Annotated in this window: 15 protein-coding genes and 2 pseudogenes; 8 read left to right on the top strand and 9 right to left on the bottom strand. The window is 64.4% G+C overall.

Features of this window, described 5'->3' with window-relative positions; all coding sequences use genetic code 11:
- Positions 1-72 precede the first annotated feature (72 nt).
- Both OU02_RS03450 and OU02_RS03445 read right to left on the bottom strand, forming a co-directional pair.
- Positions 73-582: a GNAT family N-acetyltransferase gene (locus tag OU02_RS03450; RefSeq protein ID WP_033488768.1), complete on the bottom strand. Its 510-nt coding sequence runs from the start codon at positions 580-582 to the stop codon at positions 73-75.
- Positions 583-726: 144 nt separating this feature from the next.
- The gene (locus OU02_RS03445; protein ID WP_033488767.1) at positions 727-3,900 is read right to left on the bottom strand and encodes a UPF0182 family membrane protein; all 3,174 of its coding nucleotides are present in this window, start codon (positions 3,898-3,900) and stop codon (positions 727-729) included.
- A 231-nt stretch (positions 3,901-4,131) separates the two neighbouring features.
- Here OU02_RS03445 and OU02_RS03440 point away from each other — a divergent pair, with 231 nt between their 5' ends.
- Positions 4,132-5,358 carry a glycoside hydrolase family 3 N-terminal domain-containing protein gene (locus OU02_RS03440; RefSeq protein WP_051918230.1) on the top strand — a complete coding sequence of 409 codons (1,227 nt, stop codon included), beginning with the start codon at positions 4,132-4,134 and terminating at the stop codon, positions 5,356-5,358.
- A 6-nt stretch (positions 5,359-5,364) separates the two neighbouring features.
- Here the strand turns inward: OU02_RS03440 and OU02_RS08520 are convergent, their stop codons facing one another.
- From OU02_RS08520 to OU02_RS03415, 5 genes and pseudogenes are all read right to left on the bottom strand, one after another.
- Positions 5,365-5,529 carry a CstA-like transporter-associated (seleno)protein gene (locus tag OU02_RS08520; RefSeq protein ID WP_080720480.1) on the bottom strand — a complete coding sequence of 55 codons (165 nt, stop codon included), beginning with the start codon at positions 5,527-5,529 and terminating at the stop codon, positions 5,365-5,367.
- A gap of 47 nt (positions 5,530-5,576) precedes the next feature.
- Positions 5,577-7,754 (bottom strand): annotated as a pseudogene (locus OU02_RS03435) (carbon starvation CstA family protein); the annotation flags it as partial.
- Between the two features lie 49 nt (positions 7,755-7,803).
- Positions 7,804-8,370, bottom strand: a pseudogene (locus OU02_RS09015) (ABC transporter transmembrane domain-containing protein); the annotation flags it as partial.
- 374 nt (positions 8,371-8,744) lie between these two features.
- The gene (locus OU02_RS08045; RefSeq protein WP_241434871.1) at positions 8,745-9,104 is read right to left on the bottom strand and encodes a MarR family winged helix-turn-helix transcriptional regulator; all 360 of its coding nucleotides are present in this window, start codon (positions 9,102-9,104) and stop codon (positions 8,745-8,747) included.
- A gap of 209 nt (positions 9,105-9,313) precedes the next feature.
- Complete coding sequence (locus tag OU02_RS03415; protein ID WP_033488763.1) at positions 9,314-9,778, bottom strand: nucleoside 2-deoxyribosyltransferase; 465 nt, start codon at positions 9,776-9,778, stop codon at positions 9,314-9,316.
- 165 nt (positions 9,779-9,943) lie between these two features.
- Between OU02_RS03415 and OU02_RS03410 the strand changes: the two genes are divergently transcribed.
- The 7 genes from OU02_RS03410 (at position 9,944) to pgl (ending at position 17,591) form a co-directional block, all read left to right on the top strand.
- Entirely contained in the window at positions 9,944-11,401 is a 1,458-nt protein-coding gene (locus tag OU02_RS03410; RefSeq protein WP_033488762.1) for an aspartate ammonia-lyase, read from the top strand.
- 96 nt (positions 11,402-11,497) lie between these two features.
- Complete coding sequence (locus tag OU02_RS03405; protein WP_180326944.1) at positions 11,498-11,788, top strand: FeoA family protein; 291 nt, start codon at positions 11,498-11,500, stop codon at positions 11,786-11,788.
- Between the two features lie 27 nt (positions 11,789-11,815).
- A complete protein-coding gene (gene feoB / locus OU02_RS03400) occupies positions 11,816-13,864 on the top strand; it encodes a ferrous iron transport protein B (RefSeq protein WP_033488761.1) in 2,049 nt (682 codons plus the stop codon).
- Positions 13,861-14,223 carry a hypothetical protein gene (locus tag OU02_RS09010; protein ID WP_238551933.1) on the top strand — a complete coding sequence of 121 codons (363 nt, stop codon included), beginning with the start codon at positions 13,861-13,863 and terminating at the stop codon, positions 14,221-14,223. Before feoB ends, OU02_RS09010 begins: the two co-directional genes overlap by 4 nt.
- A 41-nt stretch (positions 14,224-14,264) precedes the next feature.
- Positions 14,265-15,824 carry a glucose-6-phosphate dehydrogenase gene (zwf, locus tag OU02_RS03390; protein ID WP_033488760.1) on the top strand — a complete coding sequence of 520 codons (1,560 nt, stop codon included), beginning with the start codon at positions 14,265-14,267 and terminating at the stop codon, positions 15,822-15,824.
- Positions 15,821-16,774: a glucose-6-phosphate dehydrogenase assembly protein OpcA gene (locus tag OU02_RS03385; protein WP_033488759.1), complete on the top strand. Its 954-nt coding sequence runs from the start codon at positions 15,821-15,823 to the stop codon at positions 16,772-16,774. Before zwf ends, OU02_RS03385 begins: the two co-directional genes overlap by 4 nt.
- 10 nt (positions 16,775-16,784) lie before the next feature.
- Positions 16,785-17,591, top strand: a complete 807-nt coding sequence (gene pgl / locus OU02_RS03380; protein WP_033488758.1) for a 6-phosphogluconolactonase — start codon at positions 16,785-16,787, stop codon at positions 17,589-17,591.
- Between the two features lie 112 nt (positions 17,592-17,703).
- On the opposite strand, the gene gndA is transcribed toward pgl, so the two are convergent.
- Positions 17,704-19,158: an NADP-dependent phosphogluconate dehydrogenase gene (gene gndA, locus OU02_RS03375; protein WP_033488757.1), complete on the bottom strand. Its 1,455-nt coding sequence runs from the start codon at positions 19,156-19,158 to the stop codon at positions 17,704-17,706.
- Between the two features lie 105 nt (positions 19,159-19,263).
- Positions 19,264-19,959 carry a Type 1 glutamine amidotransferase-like domain-containing protein gene (locus OU02_RS03370; RefSeq protein WP_051918231.1) on the bottom strand — a complete coding sequence of 232 codons (696 nt, stop codon included), beginning with the start codon at positions 19,957-19,959 and terminating at the stop codon, positions 19,264-19,266.
- Positions 19,960-20,056: the final 97 nt, after the last annotated feature.

The following is a 20,056-nucleotide window of genomic DNA, read 5'->3' as shown; positions in this document are numbered from 1 at the left end:
TGTGCCGTGGGGCGCGCATGCCCCTGCTTTTCTTACGGGTGGTGTGCGGGCGCTCTCCGTGCGCCCATGTCGCTATAAGGTGTGCGCCCAGAACCCCACATCGTGCAATGTGCCTTTGGAATCATACGCCGCCTGCGGCAACAGGCCATAGCGTGTGAAGCCGAACCGTTCCATAAGGCCGCTCGAAGCCGCGTTGTCGGCGAAGATCACCGTGCATGCCATGCGCATCGTCCGGGCACGGCATTCGTCGATGAGCACGCCCAACGCGTATTTTCCGGCGCCACGGCCCTGCCATTGGGGTGTGATGTAGTACGCGAGCGAACAGATGCCGTCATAGCCGGGCCGGGGGTTGAAGGCGCTGATGGCCGCGAACCCTATCGGTTCGGCGGTGCCACCAGCGTCGGCATCAATGACGAACACGGCGTACGGCGCCCGGAAGGAGTCGAGCCACGCCTTGCGCTGTTCGGTGGTGACGGGTTCCGTATCTGCGGTGGAGCCGCCCCGGATGATGGCGGCATTGTAGATATCGGTGAGCGCGGGCAAATCGGCGTCGGTGGCCGCATGGTACGAATAATCGGTCATACGCGCCAGTGTAGCGCGCTACTGCCTGACACTCGCCATAGGCGTACGGCATGCGACAGGCGGGGTGCCAGCCCTGCTTGGACCGGCGCCCCGCCTGTCTCCTTGAGGGAAGCCAAGGGTTCACATGCCCCGGTTCCCTACCGTTCACTCGAGTTCAAGCGCCTTGTTGATGGCCTCCTCGAGTCGTTTCTGCGCTTCGCCGTAGGCACTCCAATCGCCGCTCTTCATCGCCTTGTCGGAGTCCTTCATCGCTTGGGCGGCGTCGTTGAGCGCGGATTTGAGCGCGGCGGAATCCTGCGATGCGGAACCGCTCGGCTCCGACCCACCATCACTGCCGCCACTGGGCGCCTTGTCCTGTTGGCCGCCCTGCGTGTTCGAGGCGTCGCCCGCGGAGGCACCGGAATCGCCGCCGAACACCTGGTCAAGTGCCTCATCGAGCGTATTGGCGAAGCCGACTTGGTCACCGAACGCCACGAGCACCTTCTTGAGCAACGGGTAGCTGGTGGCGCCGGAGGACTTGACATATACCGGTTCCACATAGACCAGTCCGCCGCCGAGCGGCAGCGTGAGGAGATTGCCGCGCTCCACCTGGGTGGAACCCGATTGCAGCAGGTTGAGCTCCTTCGACACCTCGGCGTTGGCATTGAAGTTGTTCTGCGCCTGCCCCGGGCCCGGCACATTGGAGTCCTTGGGCAGTTCCTGCAGGCGGATCGTGCCGTAATCCGGGCCTTTCACGCCCTTGGTACGCCCCGCGTCGGAATCGACCGAAAGGAATCCGGTGAGGATCTCACGCGTGCTCGCGCCGGCCGGGATGTACGACGAGGTCAGGGAGAAGACCGGTTGCTGCGAGCCACCCGTCTGCAACGTCAGGTAGTACGGCGGCTGCAATACGTCGCGCGCCTGTTGTTCCTGGGATTCGGTGGGGTCGACCGGCGTCTGCCAGAAATCCTCACCCGAGAAGAACTGGTTCGCCTGGGTCACATGGTACTTGGCGAGCAATTGGCGCTGCACCTTGAAGATGCCCTCCGGGTAGCGCATGTGCGCCATGAGTTCGCCCGAGATCTCCGACATCGGGTGGTATTGGCCGGGGAAGATCTTCTGCCACGCCTTGAGCACCGGGTCCTGGTCGTCCCATGTGTACAGGTCGACCGAGCCGTCGTACGCATCGACCGTGGCCTTGACCGAATTGCGGATGTAATTCGCCTGCTTGTTGCCGAGCTCCTGCACCGAGTCCGAGCTCAACGTTGTGGAGTCCTGCGTGGCGGAGGCGAGGTCGGTCATCTGCGCGTACGGGTACCGGTCAGATGTGGTGTAGCCGTCGATGATCCACTTCACGCGGCCGTTCACAACGGCTGGGTAGACGCGGCCGTCGAGGGTGAGGTATGGCGCCACCTTGGCCACGCGTTCGCGCGGGGAACGGTCGTAGAGGATCTGCGACTCGGGCGTGACGCGGTCGGAGAACAGGATCTGGTCGGAGCCGAAGCGGATCGCGTAGAGCAGCCGGGCGAACATGTTGCCCACATTCGGGCCGCCGTCTCCCTTGAATGTGGTGACCGCGCCTTCGCTACCGCTCGTCGGGTAGTCGAACTCCCAGGAACGCTCGCCTTCCGGCGCGCCCACGATCGAGTATTCCGGCGCATTGGGCGAGAAGTAGATGCGCGGCTCGTAATGCTGCGTCTCGGTCAGGTACCCCTGCGTGGGGATGCCGTATTCGAAGAACTCCGGCTGGCCGTCGCTCGTCACGCGGTTGCCGTAGGCGGCCACCACACCATAGCCATGCGTGTACACCGTGTGGTCGTTGACCCAATTGCGGTTGTCATTGCCCGAAAGGTCCATCTCGCGGGCGGCGATCACCGTGTCCTGGTTCACCCCGTCGATGTCGTATTTGTCCACGGCAAGCGTGTCGGCGAACGTATAGTACTGCTTCATCTGCTGCAGCTGGCGGAACGTGGGCGCCACGATTTGCGGGTCGAGCAGGCGGATCTGCGCGGTCGTCTCGGCGTCCTTCTGCAGCGCGCCTTCGGTGCCCTTCGTCGTGGCCTTGTATTCCTCGGTCTGCACGGCGTCAAGCCCGTAGGCGGCGCGCGTGGCGTCGATGTTGCGCTGGATGTACGTCGATTCCATCTCCTGCGCGTTCGGATTGACGCGGAAGCGCTGCAGCAGCATGGGCCACAGCGTGGACAGCAGCAGCGACAGGACGACGGCCGAAGCGACGGCGATGGCCGGCACGCGCCATGCCTTCCACGCGGTGACGAATCCGGCGGAACGGCCGCCGCCGTCCTCATCGAACAGGCGCGTGCGCATGAGCCAGATACCGAGCACCACGCCGACGATCACCGTGATCGCCGCCATGATGATGATCACCGGGATGTGCGCATGCACCGTCGTATAGGTGGCGCCGGTGATGCGGTCTCCCTGCGCGGTCATCGTCGAGAAGATCGACAGCACCTGATTGGCCGCCCACGAAACCATCCACAGCATGAACCAGATGGCGATCTGCCGGCGTGCGCGCGTCGTCATCGAAAACAGGCCACGCCCGTGGACGGGCATGCGGAACCGGATGCCGCCCATCGCGATATGCGTGCCGATCGAGAACACGAGCGCGACGACGAGCAGCAACGACAAGCCGGAAAGCAGCAGCGACAGGCCAGGCAGCACAAACACGTAGAACCCGTTGTCTATGCCGAATTGCGGGTCGGTCACACCGAACGATTCACCATTGAACATCAGCAGGATCTCGGTCCAGTTGGCGTTGAACCGCGAACCGAACACGAGACCGGCGATAAGCGAGACCACAATGGCCACGCGGCGCGCCGTCTTCGAGCTCACCGATTTGCCCACTTCGATCGTGTCTCCGTGGATGCGGATCGTGGAGCCGTCGGAGTAGGCGGGCCGTGCGCGGATCGCGAGTGTGGCCGAGATGAAGGTGACCAGCACCATGAGCGCCGCATACGCGAGCCACAGGCCCACACGTGTGCCCAGCAGCGTCCACACGATGCTCTGGAAGCCAAGCTGGGAATACCACATGACGTCGGTGGCGAAGTTGGCGACGGCGAAGAACAACGCCACCACCACGGCGATCACCGCCACGACCGCGATCAGCACACGCGAGCCGCGGCCATGCGATGGCTGCTTCGCCTGGCGGGCGATCCGAGGCGCGCCGGTAGGTGGCTTGGCGCCCGAACCAGCCGCAGCGTGGGGTTCGTCGCCGTTGGTTTCGATGTCGATGATGACCGGCTCGTCATCATCCTTCTGGTTGGAGGGTTTGCGCGCCCCCGGCGTAGCGCCGAACAAAGGGCCAAAATCGAAAAAAGACATTCATTCAGTTTACTGGAATACCACGAATGGCATCAAGCGCCATACACATTCATCCATGAATGCTCCATAATTCGCCACGGACATGGAACGCGCCGCCCTGTTGCGCCTCATTACACTGGTGGCAACGGACACAAGACCAATCACATCAATACAGGAGGGTTCATGGCACCGCGGCAGAGAAGCAGACACGGCAATGGGCAACGGCAACGCACACACGCATGGATCGCCATCATGGCCAGCGTGATCGCCGTCCTGCTGGCAGGCGGCGCCATCTGGTGGGCTTGGGCGCACCATGCGCATGCCCCGCACCCGCAGGCTTCCGCCTCGGCGCATACATCCACTCCACCCGCGTCATCCCCCGGCGTCATCCGGGGTGGCTCCCCCAACAGCGCCACACCGACCACCTCTCCCAGCCCGACCACGGCAGAGCAGGCACAGGCGATCGTGGATGGCATGAGCCTCGACGAACGCGCGGCGCAACTGGTCATGACACCATTGGCCGCAGGCACCGCTCCTTCGGCGATCCGCACACTGATCGCCGACGAGCATATCGGTTCCGTCATCCTGATGGGCAATTGGACAAGCGGCGTGGCCGGAGTGCGCGAAGCCACGGACATGCTGCAATCCTATGCGAGCGGCCCCACGCGCGTGCTCGTGGCCACCGACCAAGAGGGCGGCCAGGTGCAGCATCTGCAGGGGCCCGGATTCGAAACCATGCCGAGCGAGGTCGCGCAGGGAACGATGACCCTCGCCGACCTGCAGGCAGCGAGCCGGAGGTGGGGCGAACAGTTGCATATGGCCGGCGTCCATGTGGATCTGGCGCCGTGTGTGGACACCGTGACGATCGACCGCGCATCCAACGCCCCCGTCGGCGCGCTCGACCGTGATTATGGGCTCGACGCCGCGGGCAATGCACAGCATGCCGCCGCGTTCGTCGAGGGCTTGCGTGCCGCCGGCGTGGGAGCAGCGACGAAACACTTTCCCGGGCTCGGCGCAGTGACCGGCAATACCGACTTCACGACGGACGGCATCGTCGACACGACGACCACGCGCAATGGCCCGGAAGTGCAGGCGTTCGCCCAGACGATCCGCGCCGCCGACCCCGGCATGGTCATGATTTCGCTCGCCACGTACACAGCCATCGACCCGGATGCACCGGCGGCGTTTTCGCCCACGGTCATTGACGGCATGGTGCGCGGCGACATCGGCTATAGCGGCGTCGTCATCTCCGATTCCCTCTCGGCGAGCGCCGTCAGCGCGATCGCCCCCGCCGACCTGGGCGTGCGGCTCGTGCAGGCCGGTGGCGACTTGGCCTGTGTGAACGACCCCGCGTTCACACAGCCGATTCTCGAGGGCCTGCGTGCGCGTACGCGTGACGACGCCGCGTTCGCCGAGCGGGTGACGCAATCGGCCCGCCGCGTCGTCGCGCTCAAGCTCGCCCTTGGGTTGGCGGGTTAGCTGGATTCAACAGCAGCAGCCGGTGTTGGGGTGCAGCCGCTCGTGCTCCTCGCGTGCCTTGAGATAGGCGCGCTCGCTAAGCGGTTCCTCGCCGGGGTGCTCGCGCGTGAATCGCTCCACGTAGTGCTCGTAGCGCGCTTCGCCGCTCACTTCCCGCACATACCACACCACGGCGCGTCATATGCGGGCTACGATGGCGCGCAACCGTGCGGGCGCGCTCATCCGAGTTCCGCCCGGTGCGCATGGCGCTGCTCGAACTCGCGCTGGACCTTGCGTTCGAGCCGTGTGGCGATGAGGCCCGAGGGGGCGAACCAGTTCGATTCGAGGAACGGCTCCTGCGAGGTCAGATGGTCGCCATAGGCGCGTGCGCGGACGGTGGCGACGATGGTCTTGAGTCCCACGGCCAGGAACGCGGCCATCATGACGAGGAAGAACACCGAAAGCACACCGTCGAGGTACGCGTTCGACAGCGATGCGTATGCGGTGGCGAGCGCTTCGCCTTCAAGCTGCCCGGAGTCGATCGACGCGCGCAATGACGAAGCGGTGGCGAAATACCCGAGCTGCGGGTCGAAGATCTTCTCGAAGTCGGCGGTGAATGTGACCGCCACGTCCCATACCAATGGCACGACGGGGATCCATGCGTACTGCCCCAAGCCGGCTTTGACGACGCAGACGGTGACGAGCATGAAGCAGCCGGCGGAGAGCAGCTGGTTCGAGATGCCAAAGATCGGCACCATCGCGTTGATGCCGCCGTTGGCGTCCGAGACGCCCATGTAGAGCATCGTACCCCACAGGGCCGTGGCGACGAAGGTCGTGATCAGGTTGCCGGGGCGCCATGTGGGGTCGGCGAATTTCCTGAGCCGGCGCACATTGCCCAGCAGGTCGCCGATCTGATAACGGGCCACACGGGTGCCGTTGTCGACGGTGGTGAGGATGAAGAGCGCTTCGAACATGATCGCGAAGTGGTACCAGAACGCCATGGATTCTTCTCCACCCAGATAGGATCTGAGGAAGTTCGCCATGCCGATCGTGAATGTCGTCGCGCCGCCGGTGCGCGAGACGAGCGTCTCCTCCCCCACGTCGTGGGCGGCCGCGTCGAGCGCCTCGGCACCGGTGTATACGGTGCCGTCGGACTGCCATTCCACGCGCATGCGTTGGCCTTCGATGTTCTGCACATCCATCCGGCTCACGGCGGCCGCCGCGTTTTGTTCTGGGCTCGCCGAGGCGGAGTAGGCACTGCCGGCCGTCGCCTCGATCTGCGAGGGCGACATGTTCATCGAGAAATACACGCCTTGACTGATGGTGACGGCGGCGATGAGCGCGATGATCGCGGTGAACGATTCGACGAGCATCGAGCCGTAGCCGATCATGCGGATCTGGTTTTCCTTTTCGATCGCCTTGGGCGTCAGGCCTGACGAGACGGCGCCGTGGAAGCCCGAAAGGGCGCCGCATGCGATCGTGATGAACAGGAACGGGAACAGGTTGCCTGAGAACGTGGGGCCGTTGGAGCGCGACGCGAGCGTGGTGAGCGCAGGCACCTGCACCTGCGGGTTCGCGATGACCACGCCGATGACGAGCAGTGCGAGCGTGCCGATCTTCATGAGGGTGGACAGGTAATCGCGCGGGGTGACAAGCAGCCAATGCGGCAACACGGCGGCGGCGAACGAGTAGAGCACAAGCGCCACCACGAGCTGCTTGGCGTTGAGGGTGAAGATCGGTGCGAGCACCGGGTTCGCGGCGATCATGCCGCCGCCGACGATCGCGAGCACGAGCAGCACGAAGCCAAGGATCGTCGTTTCGATCACACGGCCGGGGCGCAGGAACCGCTCGTAGCAGCCCATGATGAGGGCGATCGGGATCGTCATGCCGAGCGAGAACACCGCCCACGGTGACGACGCCATCGCCTTGATCGCCACGAGCGCGAGGAACGCCATCGCGATGGCGGTGACGACGACGAGGAACACGGAGATGATGAGGACGCCGACCTTGTCCATCTCATCGGTGGCCATCTGACCGAACGAGCGTCCGCGGCGTTTGGCGGAGATCCAGAGCATGAGCATGTCCTGCACGGCTCCGGCGAAGATGACGCCGAGGATGATCCACAGCACGCTCGGCAGATAGCCCATCTGCGCGGCGAGGATCGGGCCGACGAGCGGGCCGGCGCCCGAAATCGCGGCGAAATGCTGGCCGAAGAGCACGCGGCGGTCCGCGCTTTCGAAGTTCGCGCCGTCCTGCACGCGTTCGGCCGCGGTCGCGTTGGCGTCGTCGGTGCGCATGATCTTGATCTGGATGTAATACGCGTAGAACCGGTAGGCGATCGCGTACGAGCTCAGAGCCACGACGACGAACCAGATGGCGCTGATCTGCTCGCCGCGCGCAATGGCGAGCACCGACCACGATGAACAGCGTGATGAACAGGTACCACAGACCGTCGAGGTTCGCGAACAGGCGGTTCGTCTTGATGGATGTGGCGGCATACTCGCTGAATGCCTTGTTCATACGGGTTCCCTCGAACGCCTCCTTGCCGAAGGCGCATACGACGCGCACACCAGTGAGGTTTTCGAGCAGCACGGCGCCGATGCGGTCGAGCAGGCGCTGTAGACGGCGGTACAGCGGAGAGGCGGAACGCAGGATGAACACCGCGATGACGCAGACGCACACCATCGCGCCCACGAGCCACCATGCGAGCGTCGTATCCATGCCGAACGCGAAGGTGAGCGAGACGACGAAGATGAACGGCACCGGCAGCAGCATCATGATGACATTCGTGATGGCCACCTGGATGTTCACGACATCGCTCATCGTGCGCGTGACCATCGAAGCGGTGCCGAACCGCCGGAAGTCGAAGACGGACAGGTCGAGCGATTTGACGTAGATCGCGTCACGCATGTCCTTGGCCACGCGCGCGGCAAGCACCGAACAGCAATAGCCGGCACCGATCGCACAGCAGCCGGACACAAGCGACACGGCGAGCATCTGCAGGGCGGTCATCGTCATCGTGTGGAACGACATCGCGGCGGTGCCCTCGTTGAGCCGCCGCGCGGCCAGCGTCGGCACGAGCAGGGCGCCGACGACATCCGCGGCCATCAACGCGACGGTCAGCGGCTTCATCGACAATGGGAGCCACGGATTTGCAAGGAGGTCACCTTGAACAACAAGACGACACGTGCCGACGTGACCACTTTTTGGCCAACAACGTCTGTCTGCTGACCGCGCTGCTCACCGTTCTCCCCACCAACAACATAGCGCTTATGATTGTGGTCATCCTCGTGATGCTTGTGAATCTGGCGTACGCGGGGGCGAGGCTCTTCACGAAGGCCGACACTCAGGACACCCACGAAAAGAACGCATGATGCGCCGCGCAGGGACGGCGTCGCGGACATGCATCAGGATTCGATGCCGTCGATTCGCCGCTCCAATGCGTTCATGAACTTGTCGACATAGATGATCATCGCACGGCGTTCGTTGGGTTCGAGGGCTGCCATGGCCTGCAGTTCCGCCTCGCGCACGGGGGTGACCACCTGTTGGCGGTAGCGCTCCCCCGCGTCGGTGAGATGGATGCGCTTGACGCGTTTGTCGTGCCTGCTGCCCTCCAAACGCAGCAGACCTTGGGAGATGAGTGCATTGATGACGTTGTTCACCGTCTGGCGCGGCAACAACGTATACGCGCAGATCTCCCTCTGTGATGTACCGTCGTTCTCGCAGATGTAATCGAAGATGAGGTACACGCTGAAGACAGCCCACAACGGCGTCCGTACGCCCCGTAGATGAGGTCGACACGACGGAACTCCTCGGAGAAGGCGAGGAGCTGTGCATCAAGATCACTGTGGACCGCCTGCGCGTGCTCGATAATACTGGCGCGGGACGGCTCGAATTCAGTTGGATGGCTGTGAGTCATGGGCGTGACGGGGCCGACGGCAGGCGACGGAACCTCAGTGGACACGTTGTTCGAGTCTCACTGCTCGTCAAGCTGGAGGGGACGCACCTGGCCGGAATCCAGCAGTTCCTCAAGCGCTGCCGGCCCGTCGAGCACCGCGGTCGCGGCCTGATCCACCATGAGGCTGATGCGCGAATTGGGCAGAATGCCCTCGCAGTATGCATACACCGGCTTGCCGAGCGCAAAACCGTAGGCGAGCGCGAAGATCGCGCCAGCGTCCTTGTCGTCGAAATTGGCGATGACGGCCGCAGAGTTCTTGATGGCCTCGATGCGGTTGTCGAACACAGCCTGCGGTCCCGAGACATTGACATCCATGGCGAAACGCGGGCGGTACACGCTCAGCTTGCGGTGCTGCAGCACGCGCTCAAGGCGCTCCATGCTCTCCACCTGCTCGGCGGTCTGGTACGGTCCGGCGACATAGAAATCGTAGATGGGCTTGGAGGATGTGAAGGAGATATGCTGATTGGCGTTGAAGTTTTCCATAGCTCTATTGAACCTCCACTGCTGACACGAACGGCTGAATTGGCTGTAAGCAATAATACCCCCGCCATGCCGCGCACGCCGCCGCTACAATATTGGCGGCGGCCGTACGGCCCGGCTGTTGCCGCACATGCGCATACCGCGCCCGCCGTGCGCGAAAGGAGCGCCATGAGCACGTCATCACCAGCACCATCGTCCCCACGTATGCGCATTGAGCATGATTGCATAGGGTCGCTCGAAGTTCCCCAAGACGTTTATTGGGGTATCCACACGCAACGCGCGATCGAGAACTTCACGGTGAGCGGCATTCCGGACGGCGCGCACGAGGCGCTCATCCGCGCCTACGCCGTCGTCAAACGCGCATGCGCGAGCGCGAACGCCGAGCTAGGCTTGATCGACACGCGCAAGGCCGGGGCGATCGAGCAGGCGTGCGAGGAGATCGAGCACGGCGCGCTCGCCGACCAGTTCCCCGTCGATGTGCTGCAGGGCGGCGCCGGCACGAGCCTCAACATGAACATGAACGAGGTCATCGCCAACCGCGCGCTCGAGATCTGTGGGCGCCCGCGCGGTGACTACGGCTATATCCATCCCAACGATGACGTCAACCATTCGCAATCGACGAACGACACCTATCCCGCCGCGTGCAAGCTCGCGATATGCGGCGGACTGGCCCCGCTCGCCGAATCGGCTCGGCGCCTGCGCGTGGCGTTCCATGAGTTGGCGGACCGGCATGCGAACGATGTGACGATCGGACGCACGCAACTGCAGGACGCCGTGCCGATGACCTTCGGGCAGGAGTTCCATGCGTGGGCGACGTTCCTCAAACTCGACCTGCAGGCGATGGACGCGCTTGTGAACCAATTATGCGACCTCAACCTCGGCGCGACGGCCATCGGCACCGGCATCTGCGCCGACCCGCGGTTCCGCGACACGGTGACGCGCATGCTGGCACGGATGACCGGCCTACCGGTGCACGCCGCACTCGACCCGGTGGCGTCGGTGACCGACATGAGCGCCTACATCGCCGCAAGCGCGACACTGAAGAACCTCGCCATCCATCTCAAGAAGGCGGCCGACGATCTGCGTCTGCTCAATTCTGGCCCACGCTGCGGCTTCGAGGACCTGCATGTGCCCGCACGGCAGGCGGGCTCCTCGATCATGCCCGGCAAGATCAACCCCGTGATCCCCGAATGCGTGGACCAATGCTGCTTCATGATCTTCGGCATGGATGCGACGGTGAATTGGGCCGCCGCGGAAGGCCAGCTCCAGCTCAACGCCTTCGACCCGGTGATCATCCATGAGATCCTCACCGGCATGACGCTCGCGATCAACGCGATGGACATGTTCCGTACGAAATGCGTGGATGGCATCGAGGTCGACGTGGAGCGCGGGCGCGCATATGCCGAACGGTCCACCTCGATCGCCGCGGCGCTCAACGACGCAATCGGCTACGAGCGCGCCGCCGCGCTCGCGCAGGCCGCGGCAGCGGAACACAGCACGGTGCGCGAGGCGGCGGAGGCGCACACCAGACTTCCACATACTGAGATTGACCGGTTGCTCGACACCGTGTCACTCAGCCGTGGGCTCGGGCAGACATGCCGGGAGACCAAGGATTTTCCCCGCTGACGCCCGCATAAGGACGGATCGGCCCTTTGACGTTTGTTCACATTTTTCCGACGCGGGGTATTGACTTCGCCCAATTTCGCCATAACAATCGGCAGCATGAGTTCTGATTCCAGCAACGTGTCACCCGGCATGACCGTGGAGGATTGCCCGTTGCATGTGGACATGGTGATCACGGCGATCGACATCGATGAACGGCACCGCTTCCGCATGCTCGAGCTTGGCCTGCGCCGCGGCACCGTAATCCGCGTGACCCAACGTTCCAATTTCCATGGGCGCGTGGTGGCCAAAGGCACCGAACGCATCGCCCTCGACGGCCAGACTGCGGCGCATATCCATGTGCGCCGCGCCGAGCATCCCGCCAGCCCCACCGCACCCGCCAACCGATAACCCACCACTATTCTGGAGCCCATTCCGATGGACAATACCAACCATTCCTCGCATTCGCGCGGTTTCGCCGCGCTGCTTCCCCGCGGCAAGGCGCACAGCCATGCCCCCGCCAAACCATGTTGCGACACCGGCGGCAACCGGCTGCCCAGCGGCCACACCATGCCGCGCATCGTGTTCATCGGCAACCCGAATGTGGGCAAATCATCCCTGTTCAACGCACTGCTGGGCGCCAAGGCGCGCGTCATGAACGCACCCGGCACCACCGTGCTGCTCGAGGAGGGCGTATACACACACAACGGCGAGCCATGGGACCTCATCGACACCCCAGGCACCTATTCACTGCTGCCGCTCTCTCCTGATGAGCGTGTGGCCGCCGAAGCGGTGATGGGCATCGACGGCGAATCCGCCCCGGACCTCATCGTGGCGGTGCTCGACGCGACGAACATCTCACGCGCCTTGTATTTCCTGTCGATGGTGCTCGAACTCGGACGCCCCACCGTGGTGGCCCTGACGATGAACGATCTGGCATCCAAGCAGGGCACCGGCATCGATGCCGCACTGCTGTCGCGCGCATTGGACGGCGTGCCCGTCGTCCCGGTCAACGGACGCACGGGCGAGGGCGGCCGCGAGCTTATGGACACCGTGGCCGCAAGCCTCGGCGGCACGCCGCTGCCCGAAGGACTCGAAACGATCGACCCGCGGCATGTGGATGTACAACGGTGGGTCGAGGACGGCGCGGACGAGCGCTTCGACTGGGCTGCGCGCGTGCTGGCAGGACTCGGCGCCAACGCGCGCGACCGCGTGACGTTCTCCGACCGCATCGACCGTGTGCTGCTGCACCCGGTGCTCGGCATCGTCATCTTCCTCACAATCATGCTGGGCATGTTCGAAGCCACCACAACCCTGGCCGGCCCCGCGCAGGACTGGGTCGACGGCTCGGTACGCGATTGGCTCACCTCGCTCATCGACGTGGTGTTTTCGTGGTTTGGCCCGCAAGCCGACCAATCCTGGCTCCATTCGTTCATCATCGACGGCGTGGTGGATGGCGTGATCACAATCGGCACGTTCATTCCGCCGATGGGCATCATGTTCATCCTCCTGTCACTGCTCGAGGACTCCGGGTATCTGGCGCGCGCCGCATTCGTGATGGACCGCGCCATGCGCTGCATGGGGCTCGACGGGCGCGCATTCCTGCCGATTGTGATCGGCTTCGGCTGCAACCTGCCCGCGCTCGCCGCCACGCGCACACTGCCCGATTCGCGCCAGCGCGTGCTCGTGGGCATGCTCGTGCCGTTCTCGTCGTGCACGGCGCGTCTTTCCGTGTATCTGGTGCTGGCCTACGCGTTCTTCCGCGAACAGGCCGGCCTCGTCGTGTTCCTCATGTACGTGTGCTCAATCGTGCTCATCCTGCTGCTCGGCATCCTGTTGCGCGCCGTGCAGTTCCGCGACCTGCGCTCCGAACCGTTCGCGATGAGCCTGCCGCCATACCAGATGCCTCGCCTCATCGTGCTCGCGCGCAGCGTGCTGCTGCGCCTGTGGGGATTCGTGCGCGGCGCGAGTTCGATCATCATCTCGATGCTCGTGGTGATGTGGCTGTTGCAGGCCATCCCCGCCACGGCCGCCGCGGGATCGTTCGCGCAGGTCGACGACGTGCATGATTCGGTGTACGGCGTGGTCGCGGACGCAGTGGCCCCGGCCTTCGCTCCGGCCGGGTTCGACGACTGGCATGCGTCGGCCGCCCTCATGACCGGTTTTGTGGCGAAAGAGGTCGTCGTGGCGTCGATGGCCCAGTCGTACAGCATCGACACCGGCGACGAGGACGAGCAGCAGCAGGGCGAAGGCACGCTCGGCGCTGCGATGCGCGAGTCCTTCGACCATGCCTCCGGCGGCCATGGCAAAGCGGCCGCTGTGGCGTTCATGCTGTTCACCCTCGCCTACACGCCCTGCTTGGCGACGGTGGCGGAGCTCAAACGCCAATTCAACATGCGCATCGCCATGCAATCGATTGGCTTGGGGCTTGTCGTCGCCTATCTGCTCGCGGTGCTCGCCTTCCAGACCCTGCGGTTCATCCTATGAGCGGATTCAGGTCCACACATGCCCCACGCACCGGCATCACGGCCCAGGTCATCCATGATCTGGGCCGGGGCATGACCGTGCGCGAATGCGCGGATGCACACCATTTACCGGAAGCGTTCATCGCGCAGATCGCCGAATTCGCCCGCGCGCGGGGTGAGCTCGACCTCGTGGTGTTGGACCGCGGATGTGTGACGAAAGGCATGTGTACACCCGACCCGGATTCGGTCATCTGCGCGGGCTGCCCGCTCGCCGCACCCCATGCGCGCCGCACCCCGGCGTGGCGCGCATGGTTCCGCACGCGCCGGCATACGGACCGGCGGACCGGCGGCATTCCACCGACGGGGGAAAGCGCGAAGTGAATCACGCCCCTGTGGCGCATAAGGCATTAGGATGGCGAAGTATGAGTGAACACACAACCCCAACACCATGCGAACCGCAGTGGCACAATCCCCTGCGTGACCCGCGTGATCTGCGCCTGCCGCGCATCGCGGGGCCCTGCAGCATCGTCATCTTCGGTGTCACAGGCGACCTGTCGCGCAAGAAACTGCTTCCGGCCATCTACGACTTGGCGAACCGCGGCCTGCTGCCGCCGAGCTTCGGCCTCACCGGCTTCGCCCGCCGCGATTGGACCGAGGACCATTTCCGTGAATTCGTCAAAGAGAACGTCCAAGAGCACTGCCGCACGCATTTCCATGAGTCCACATGGAAGCAGCTCGCCGAAGGCATCCGCTTCGTGCAGGGCACGTTCGAGGACGCCGACGCATTCGAACGGCTGAGCAGCACGGTGGCCGAACTCGACCGCGATCGCGGCACCCGCGGCAACCACGCGTTCTACATGTCGGTGCCGCCGCGAGATTTCCCGATTGTGGCCAAACAGCTCGCCAACTGCGGTCTGGCCAAATCGGAAGGCGACGCATGGCGCCGTGTGATCATCGAAAAGCCGTTCGGCCACGATCTGGCGAGCGCCAAGAAGCTCGACGCGGTGATCTCGGAGGTCTTCGACCCGGATTCGGTGTTCCGCATCGACCATTACCTGGGCAAGGAGACCGTGCAGAACCTGCTCGCCCTGCGGTTCGCGAACACGATGTACGAGCCGATCTGGAACGCGAACTACGTGGACCATGTGCAGATCACCATGGCCGAGGACATTGGCGTGGCCGGGCGTGCCGGGTATTACGACGGCATCGGCGCGGCGCGCGACGTGATCCAGAACCATCTGCTCCAGCTCATGGCCCTGACCGCCATGGAGGAACCCGTCTCGTTCTCCGCGCGCGACCTGACCGATGAGAAGACGAAGGTCCTTTCCGCCGTGCGTCTGCCGAAGGATCTGGCCGCGCATACCGCTCGAGGCCAGTATTCCGCCGGTTGGCAGGGGTCCGAGCCAGTTGTGGGCTATCTGGAGGAAAAGGGCATCAGCCCGGATTCCACCACGGAGACCTATGCGGCCATCCGCTTGGATATCGACACCCGCCGCTGGGCCGGCGTGCCGTTCTACCTGCGCACCGGCAAGCGTCTGGGGCGCCGTGTAACCGAAATCGCCCTCGTGTTCAAGCGCGCGCCGCATCTGCCATTCGAATCGACCGCCACCCAGGAGCTCGGCAAGAACGCGCTCGTGATTCGCATTCAGCCCTATGAGGGCGTCACGATCCGCTTCGGTTCCAAAGTCCCCGGGGGCACATCCATGGAAGTGCGCGATGTCTCCATGGACTTCAGCTATGGGCGCTCGTTCACCGAGTCCTCCCCCGAAGCCTATGAACGCCTCATTCTCGACGTGCTGCTGGGCGACCCGCCGCTCTTCCCCACCACGCAGGAAGTGGACCTGTCGTGGAAGATCCTCGACCCGATCGAGGATTTCTGGTCGACCCTCGGCCAGCCCCAGCCGTACCGTTCGGGCACATGGGGGCCGCAGGAGGCCGTTGAGATGCTGGCCCGTGATGGACACCGTTGGAGGATGCCATGATCATTACATTGCGCGATACGCAAACACGCACGATTGCCGAGAAGATCGACACACTGCACGAAGAGCGCGGCGAAGTGGCGCTCGGCCGTGTGCTCACCCTGCTCATTCTCACCAATGAAGACAACCTCGAAGATGCGTTGCAGCTGGCGAACGAGGCGAGCCTCGACCACCCGTGCCGGGTGATCGCCATCACCCCGAGCACCCGCCGCATGACGGAGCCCGAGGATGAACGCACCTACCTCGACGCCGAGGTGCGTATCGGGGCCGATGCCGGTGCCGGTGAAATCATCGTCCTGCGTCCGCGCGGCGGCCTCATCCACCACCAAGACACGCTCGTCATCCCCCTGCTGGTTCCCGACGCGCCTGTTGTGGCTTGGTGGCCCACCGAGGCGCCGGCCAATCCGTCGAAGGACCTTGTGGGAGCAATGGCGCACAGCCGCATCACCGATGCGCTGCGCTCATCGAACCCGCTGCGCACGATGGAGGATCTGCGCCGCAACTGGTCGCCGAAGAACGTCGACATGTCGTGGACACGCCTGACCTTGTGGCGTGCCATGCTCGCCTCGCTGCTCGACCAGCCACCGCATCTGAGGATCACGTCGGTCACCGTTTCAGGCCCCACCGCGTACCTGCCGATGGACCTGCTCGCCGCATGGCTCACCCTGCAGCTCAACGTGCCGGTCTCCATCGAACGCGAACCGGACGCCACGGCGATCACCGGTGTGACGATGACGCGTGAGGACGGCGGTGTGCTCAGCCTGCAGCGCCGCCCCGCCGAAGACGGCATCGCCACAATCAATGTGCCCGGACAGTCCCCGCAGACGATTCCGCTGCCGATCCGCTCGCTCGGCGATTGCCTGAGCGAAGAGCTCGGCCGCCTCTACCCCGACGAGATCTATGCGCAGGTCGTGACGCAGGGGTGGAAGAAAATCCACCCGAACGACGACTGAAAGGAACACCATGCACGAACGCACGTTGATCGTGTATCCGAATCCGAGCCTGCTTGCGCAGGCGGTGGCGGCGCGCACGCTGCTCACCATGAACGAGGTCCTTGGCACGCCCGGCCGGGACCGGATCGATATCGCTGTGACCGGAGGCACCGACGGCACTGCGATTCTTGAGGCGATGGCGTCCAGCGCGCTGCTCGGCATCGTGGATTGGTCACGCGTGCATGTCTGGTGGGGCGACGAACGGTTCGTGCCGCCCGACAGCGATGAACGCAACGACCGCGTGGCCCGCGCCGCACTGTTCGACAAGCTCATCGCCGAAGGGCGCATGGCCGATGCGCAGATTCATGCGATGCCCGCCGACGACCGCAGCGCCGACGCGCGCGCCCACGCCACCGCACACGACGACGGCGAGGCGCTCGAGCGCGCCGCGGCACGGTACCAGCAGGAATTGCTGCACGAGCTCGGTGAAGCCGCCGCGATGGACCTCATGATGTTCGGCGTGGGCCCTGACGGCCACTTCGCCTCGTTGTTCCCCGGCCGCCCGCAGCTTGGGCTGGACGGAGACGACGTGCTGGTGACGGGCGTGCAGGATTCCCCGAAACCACCGCCGCTGCGCCTGACGATGACCGTGCCGATGATCGCCCGCAGCGCACGCGTGTGGATGTGCGGGTCGAGGCCCGGCAAGGCCGAGGCGATGGCGCGCACGTTCCTGCAGAGGCGCGACACCGCGTTCCCCGGATCGTTCGCCGACGCCACGCAGGAAGTGCTGTGGATCTGCGACGGGGATTCCGCCGCGCGGATTCGACAGCGGCAGTAGACATCCGTGCACGCGGCTGCATCGCGTACACCAACCAAAAACCGCTTGTGGGCTGCCGCTCCTCGATGAAGTGGCCGCCCACAAGCGGTATTCAGAATCCTATATCAGGACCTCACTTCGAGGTCTGAATCTCCTCCTGCCCCGGTTCGGCCCACAGGATATGGAACGAACCCGGCTCATCGACACGCTGATAGGTGTGCGCGCCGAACAGATCGCGCTGGCCTTGGATCAGCGAAGCTGGCAGGCGCATCGAACGCAATCCGTCGAAGTAGGCGAGCGACGAGGCGAACACCGGGTCCGGAATGCCGTGCGCGGCGCATGTGGTCACAATGCGGCGCCATGAGGCTTCGCATTCCTCGATGGCCTTCTTGAAATACGGCGCGAACAGCAGCGAGACATCGGCCTGACCGGTCTCGAACGATTCCGAGATGCGGTCGAGGAACTCGGCGCGGATGATGCAGCCGGCGCGCCAGATGCGCGCGACCGCCGCCAGATCGATATGCCAGTCGTACACCTTGCCGGCGGCGGTGATCTCATTGAACCCTTGCGCGTAGGCGATGATCTTCGAGGCATACAGCGCATGGCGGATGTCGTCGATGAACGCCTTGCGCTCGTCGTCGCCCAACTCGATCAGTGCTTGCGGTCCGGCGAAATGCTGCTTCGCGGCTTCGTCACGCAGCTCGGTCTCCGAAGAGAGTCCGCGGGCGAACACGGCTTCGGCGATGCCGGTGACCGGCACGCCGAGCATGAGGGCCGTCTGCACGGTCCACGTGCCGGTGCCCTTCATGCCGGCATGGTCGAGAATCACATCGACAAGCGGCTGGCCGGTCTTCTTGTCTTTCTTGTGCAGCACTTCAGCGGTGATCTCGATGAGGTACGAGTTGAGTTCGGTGCCGTTCCACTCCTGGAACACATCGCCGATCTGGTCCGGGCTCATGCCCAGGCCGCGGCGCATGAGGTCGTAGCTTTCGGCGATGAGCTGCATGTCCGAATATTCGATGCCGTTGTGCACCATCTTCACGAAATGGCCGGCGCCATTGGGACCGATGTGCGTGACGCAGGGTTCGCCTTCGGCCTTGGCCGCGATGGATTCGAGGATCGGCTTGAGGCGCTCCCACGACTCATCGCTGCCACCGGGCATGAGGGACGGCCCGAGCAGCGCGCCCTCCTCGCCGCCGGAGACGCCCATGCCCACGAAATGGATGCCGCGGGCGCTCATCTCCTTCTCACGGCGGATCGTATCCTGATAGAACGCGTTGCCGCCGTCGACGATGATGTCGCCGGGCTCCATGAGGTCGGCGAGCTCGTTGATCACCTCATCGGTCGGCTCGCCGGCCTTGACCATGATGATCGCCGTGCGCGGACGCTCGAGCGACGCCACGAATTCCTGGACCGTCTTGGCCGGGTAGAACGTGCCTTCATCACCATAATTGTCGATGAGGTGCTCAGTTCGTGCATAGGACCGGTTGAACACAGCCACCTTGTTGCCATGCCGGGCAAGATTCCTTGCCAGGCTCGCGCCCATGGCGGCCAATCCGACCACGCCTACGTTCGCTTGTGCAGTCATGCCATTCCTCCACATCGTATACAACAGTTTCCGTGCCCATTCTAACGGGTCGGGCGCCGAACGTGTCAGGTATCCGCGCATGGCCATAATTCGCGCAACGCATGCTCACATGGCAAGCGGCAGCACCGCGCGCGTCGTGAAGACCCGCGCCTGTGTGCCGGCCACCACAAGCGCCTGGTCATTGCGCAGCGGCACAAAGCGCGGATCTGCGGCATGTGCACGTACGATGCGTGCGGCCTCGCGCCCCAACGCCAGCCCGTGCACATGCGGCACCACCCGGTATGCACTGAGCGCGAGACCAGGCACGGGCACCGTCGATTCCCCCGCTATCGCGGGCCGCTCGTCCATCGGCGCGATGTAGTCAATCAACGGCGCAGCCGCCACGGCGCCGGCGGACTCCCCCAGATACGGCACGCCCTGTGCCACGCGCTCGCGGATGATGCCGGCCGCCCCACTCGACTGCAGGCAGTGCATGAGGTAGAACGTGTTGCCGCCGCACACGTAGAACACGCCAGCGCGGCGTAATTCGTCATGGATGCGCCAACGGCGCGCATCGGTCAGGTCGACCACATGCACGTCCACGCCCAAGGCACGCCACCACCAGTGCATCAGACGGTTCGCCACACCGTAGTCGGCCGCATAGCTCGCGGTTGGGATGAACGCCATGCGCCGGCACCCCAAGTCGGGGATGAGCCGGCGGATGGCCGGCGTCATGCCGACGAGCGACGACATGAGGAAGAGCCGGCGCGCACGACCATGCGCATGAGGGTCGGCGCCACCCCAATCGTCTGCGTATGCCATGCCCCGCCCCGGTCCGTTGTGCTGATGGGGCACATCCGTTAATGTGCCTGCACACAGTGTATGCCGCACAAGGCGAACCGCACCACCGTACAGGGTG

The sequence above is a fragment of the Bifidobacterium pseudolongum subsp. pseudolongum DSM 20099 genome (assembly GCF_000771225.1).
In the GTDB taxonomy this organism is placed as follows: Bacteria; Actinomycetota; Actinomycetes; order Actinomycetales; family Bifidobacteriaceae; genus Bifidobacterium; species Bifidobacterium pseudolongum.
Note: the sequence above shows the minus strand (reverse complement) of the source record. Positions and strands in the feature narration are given on the sequence as shown.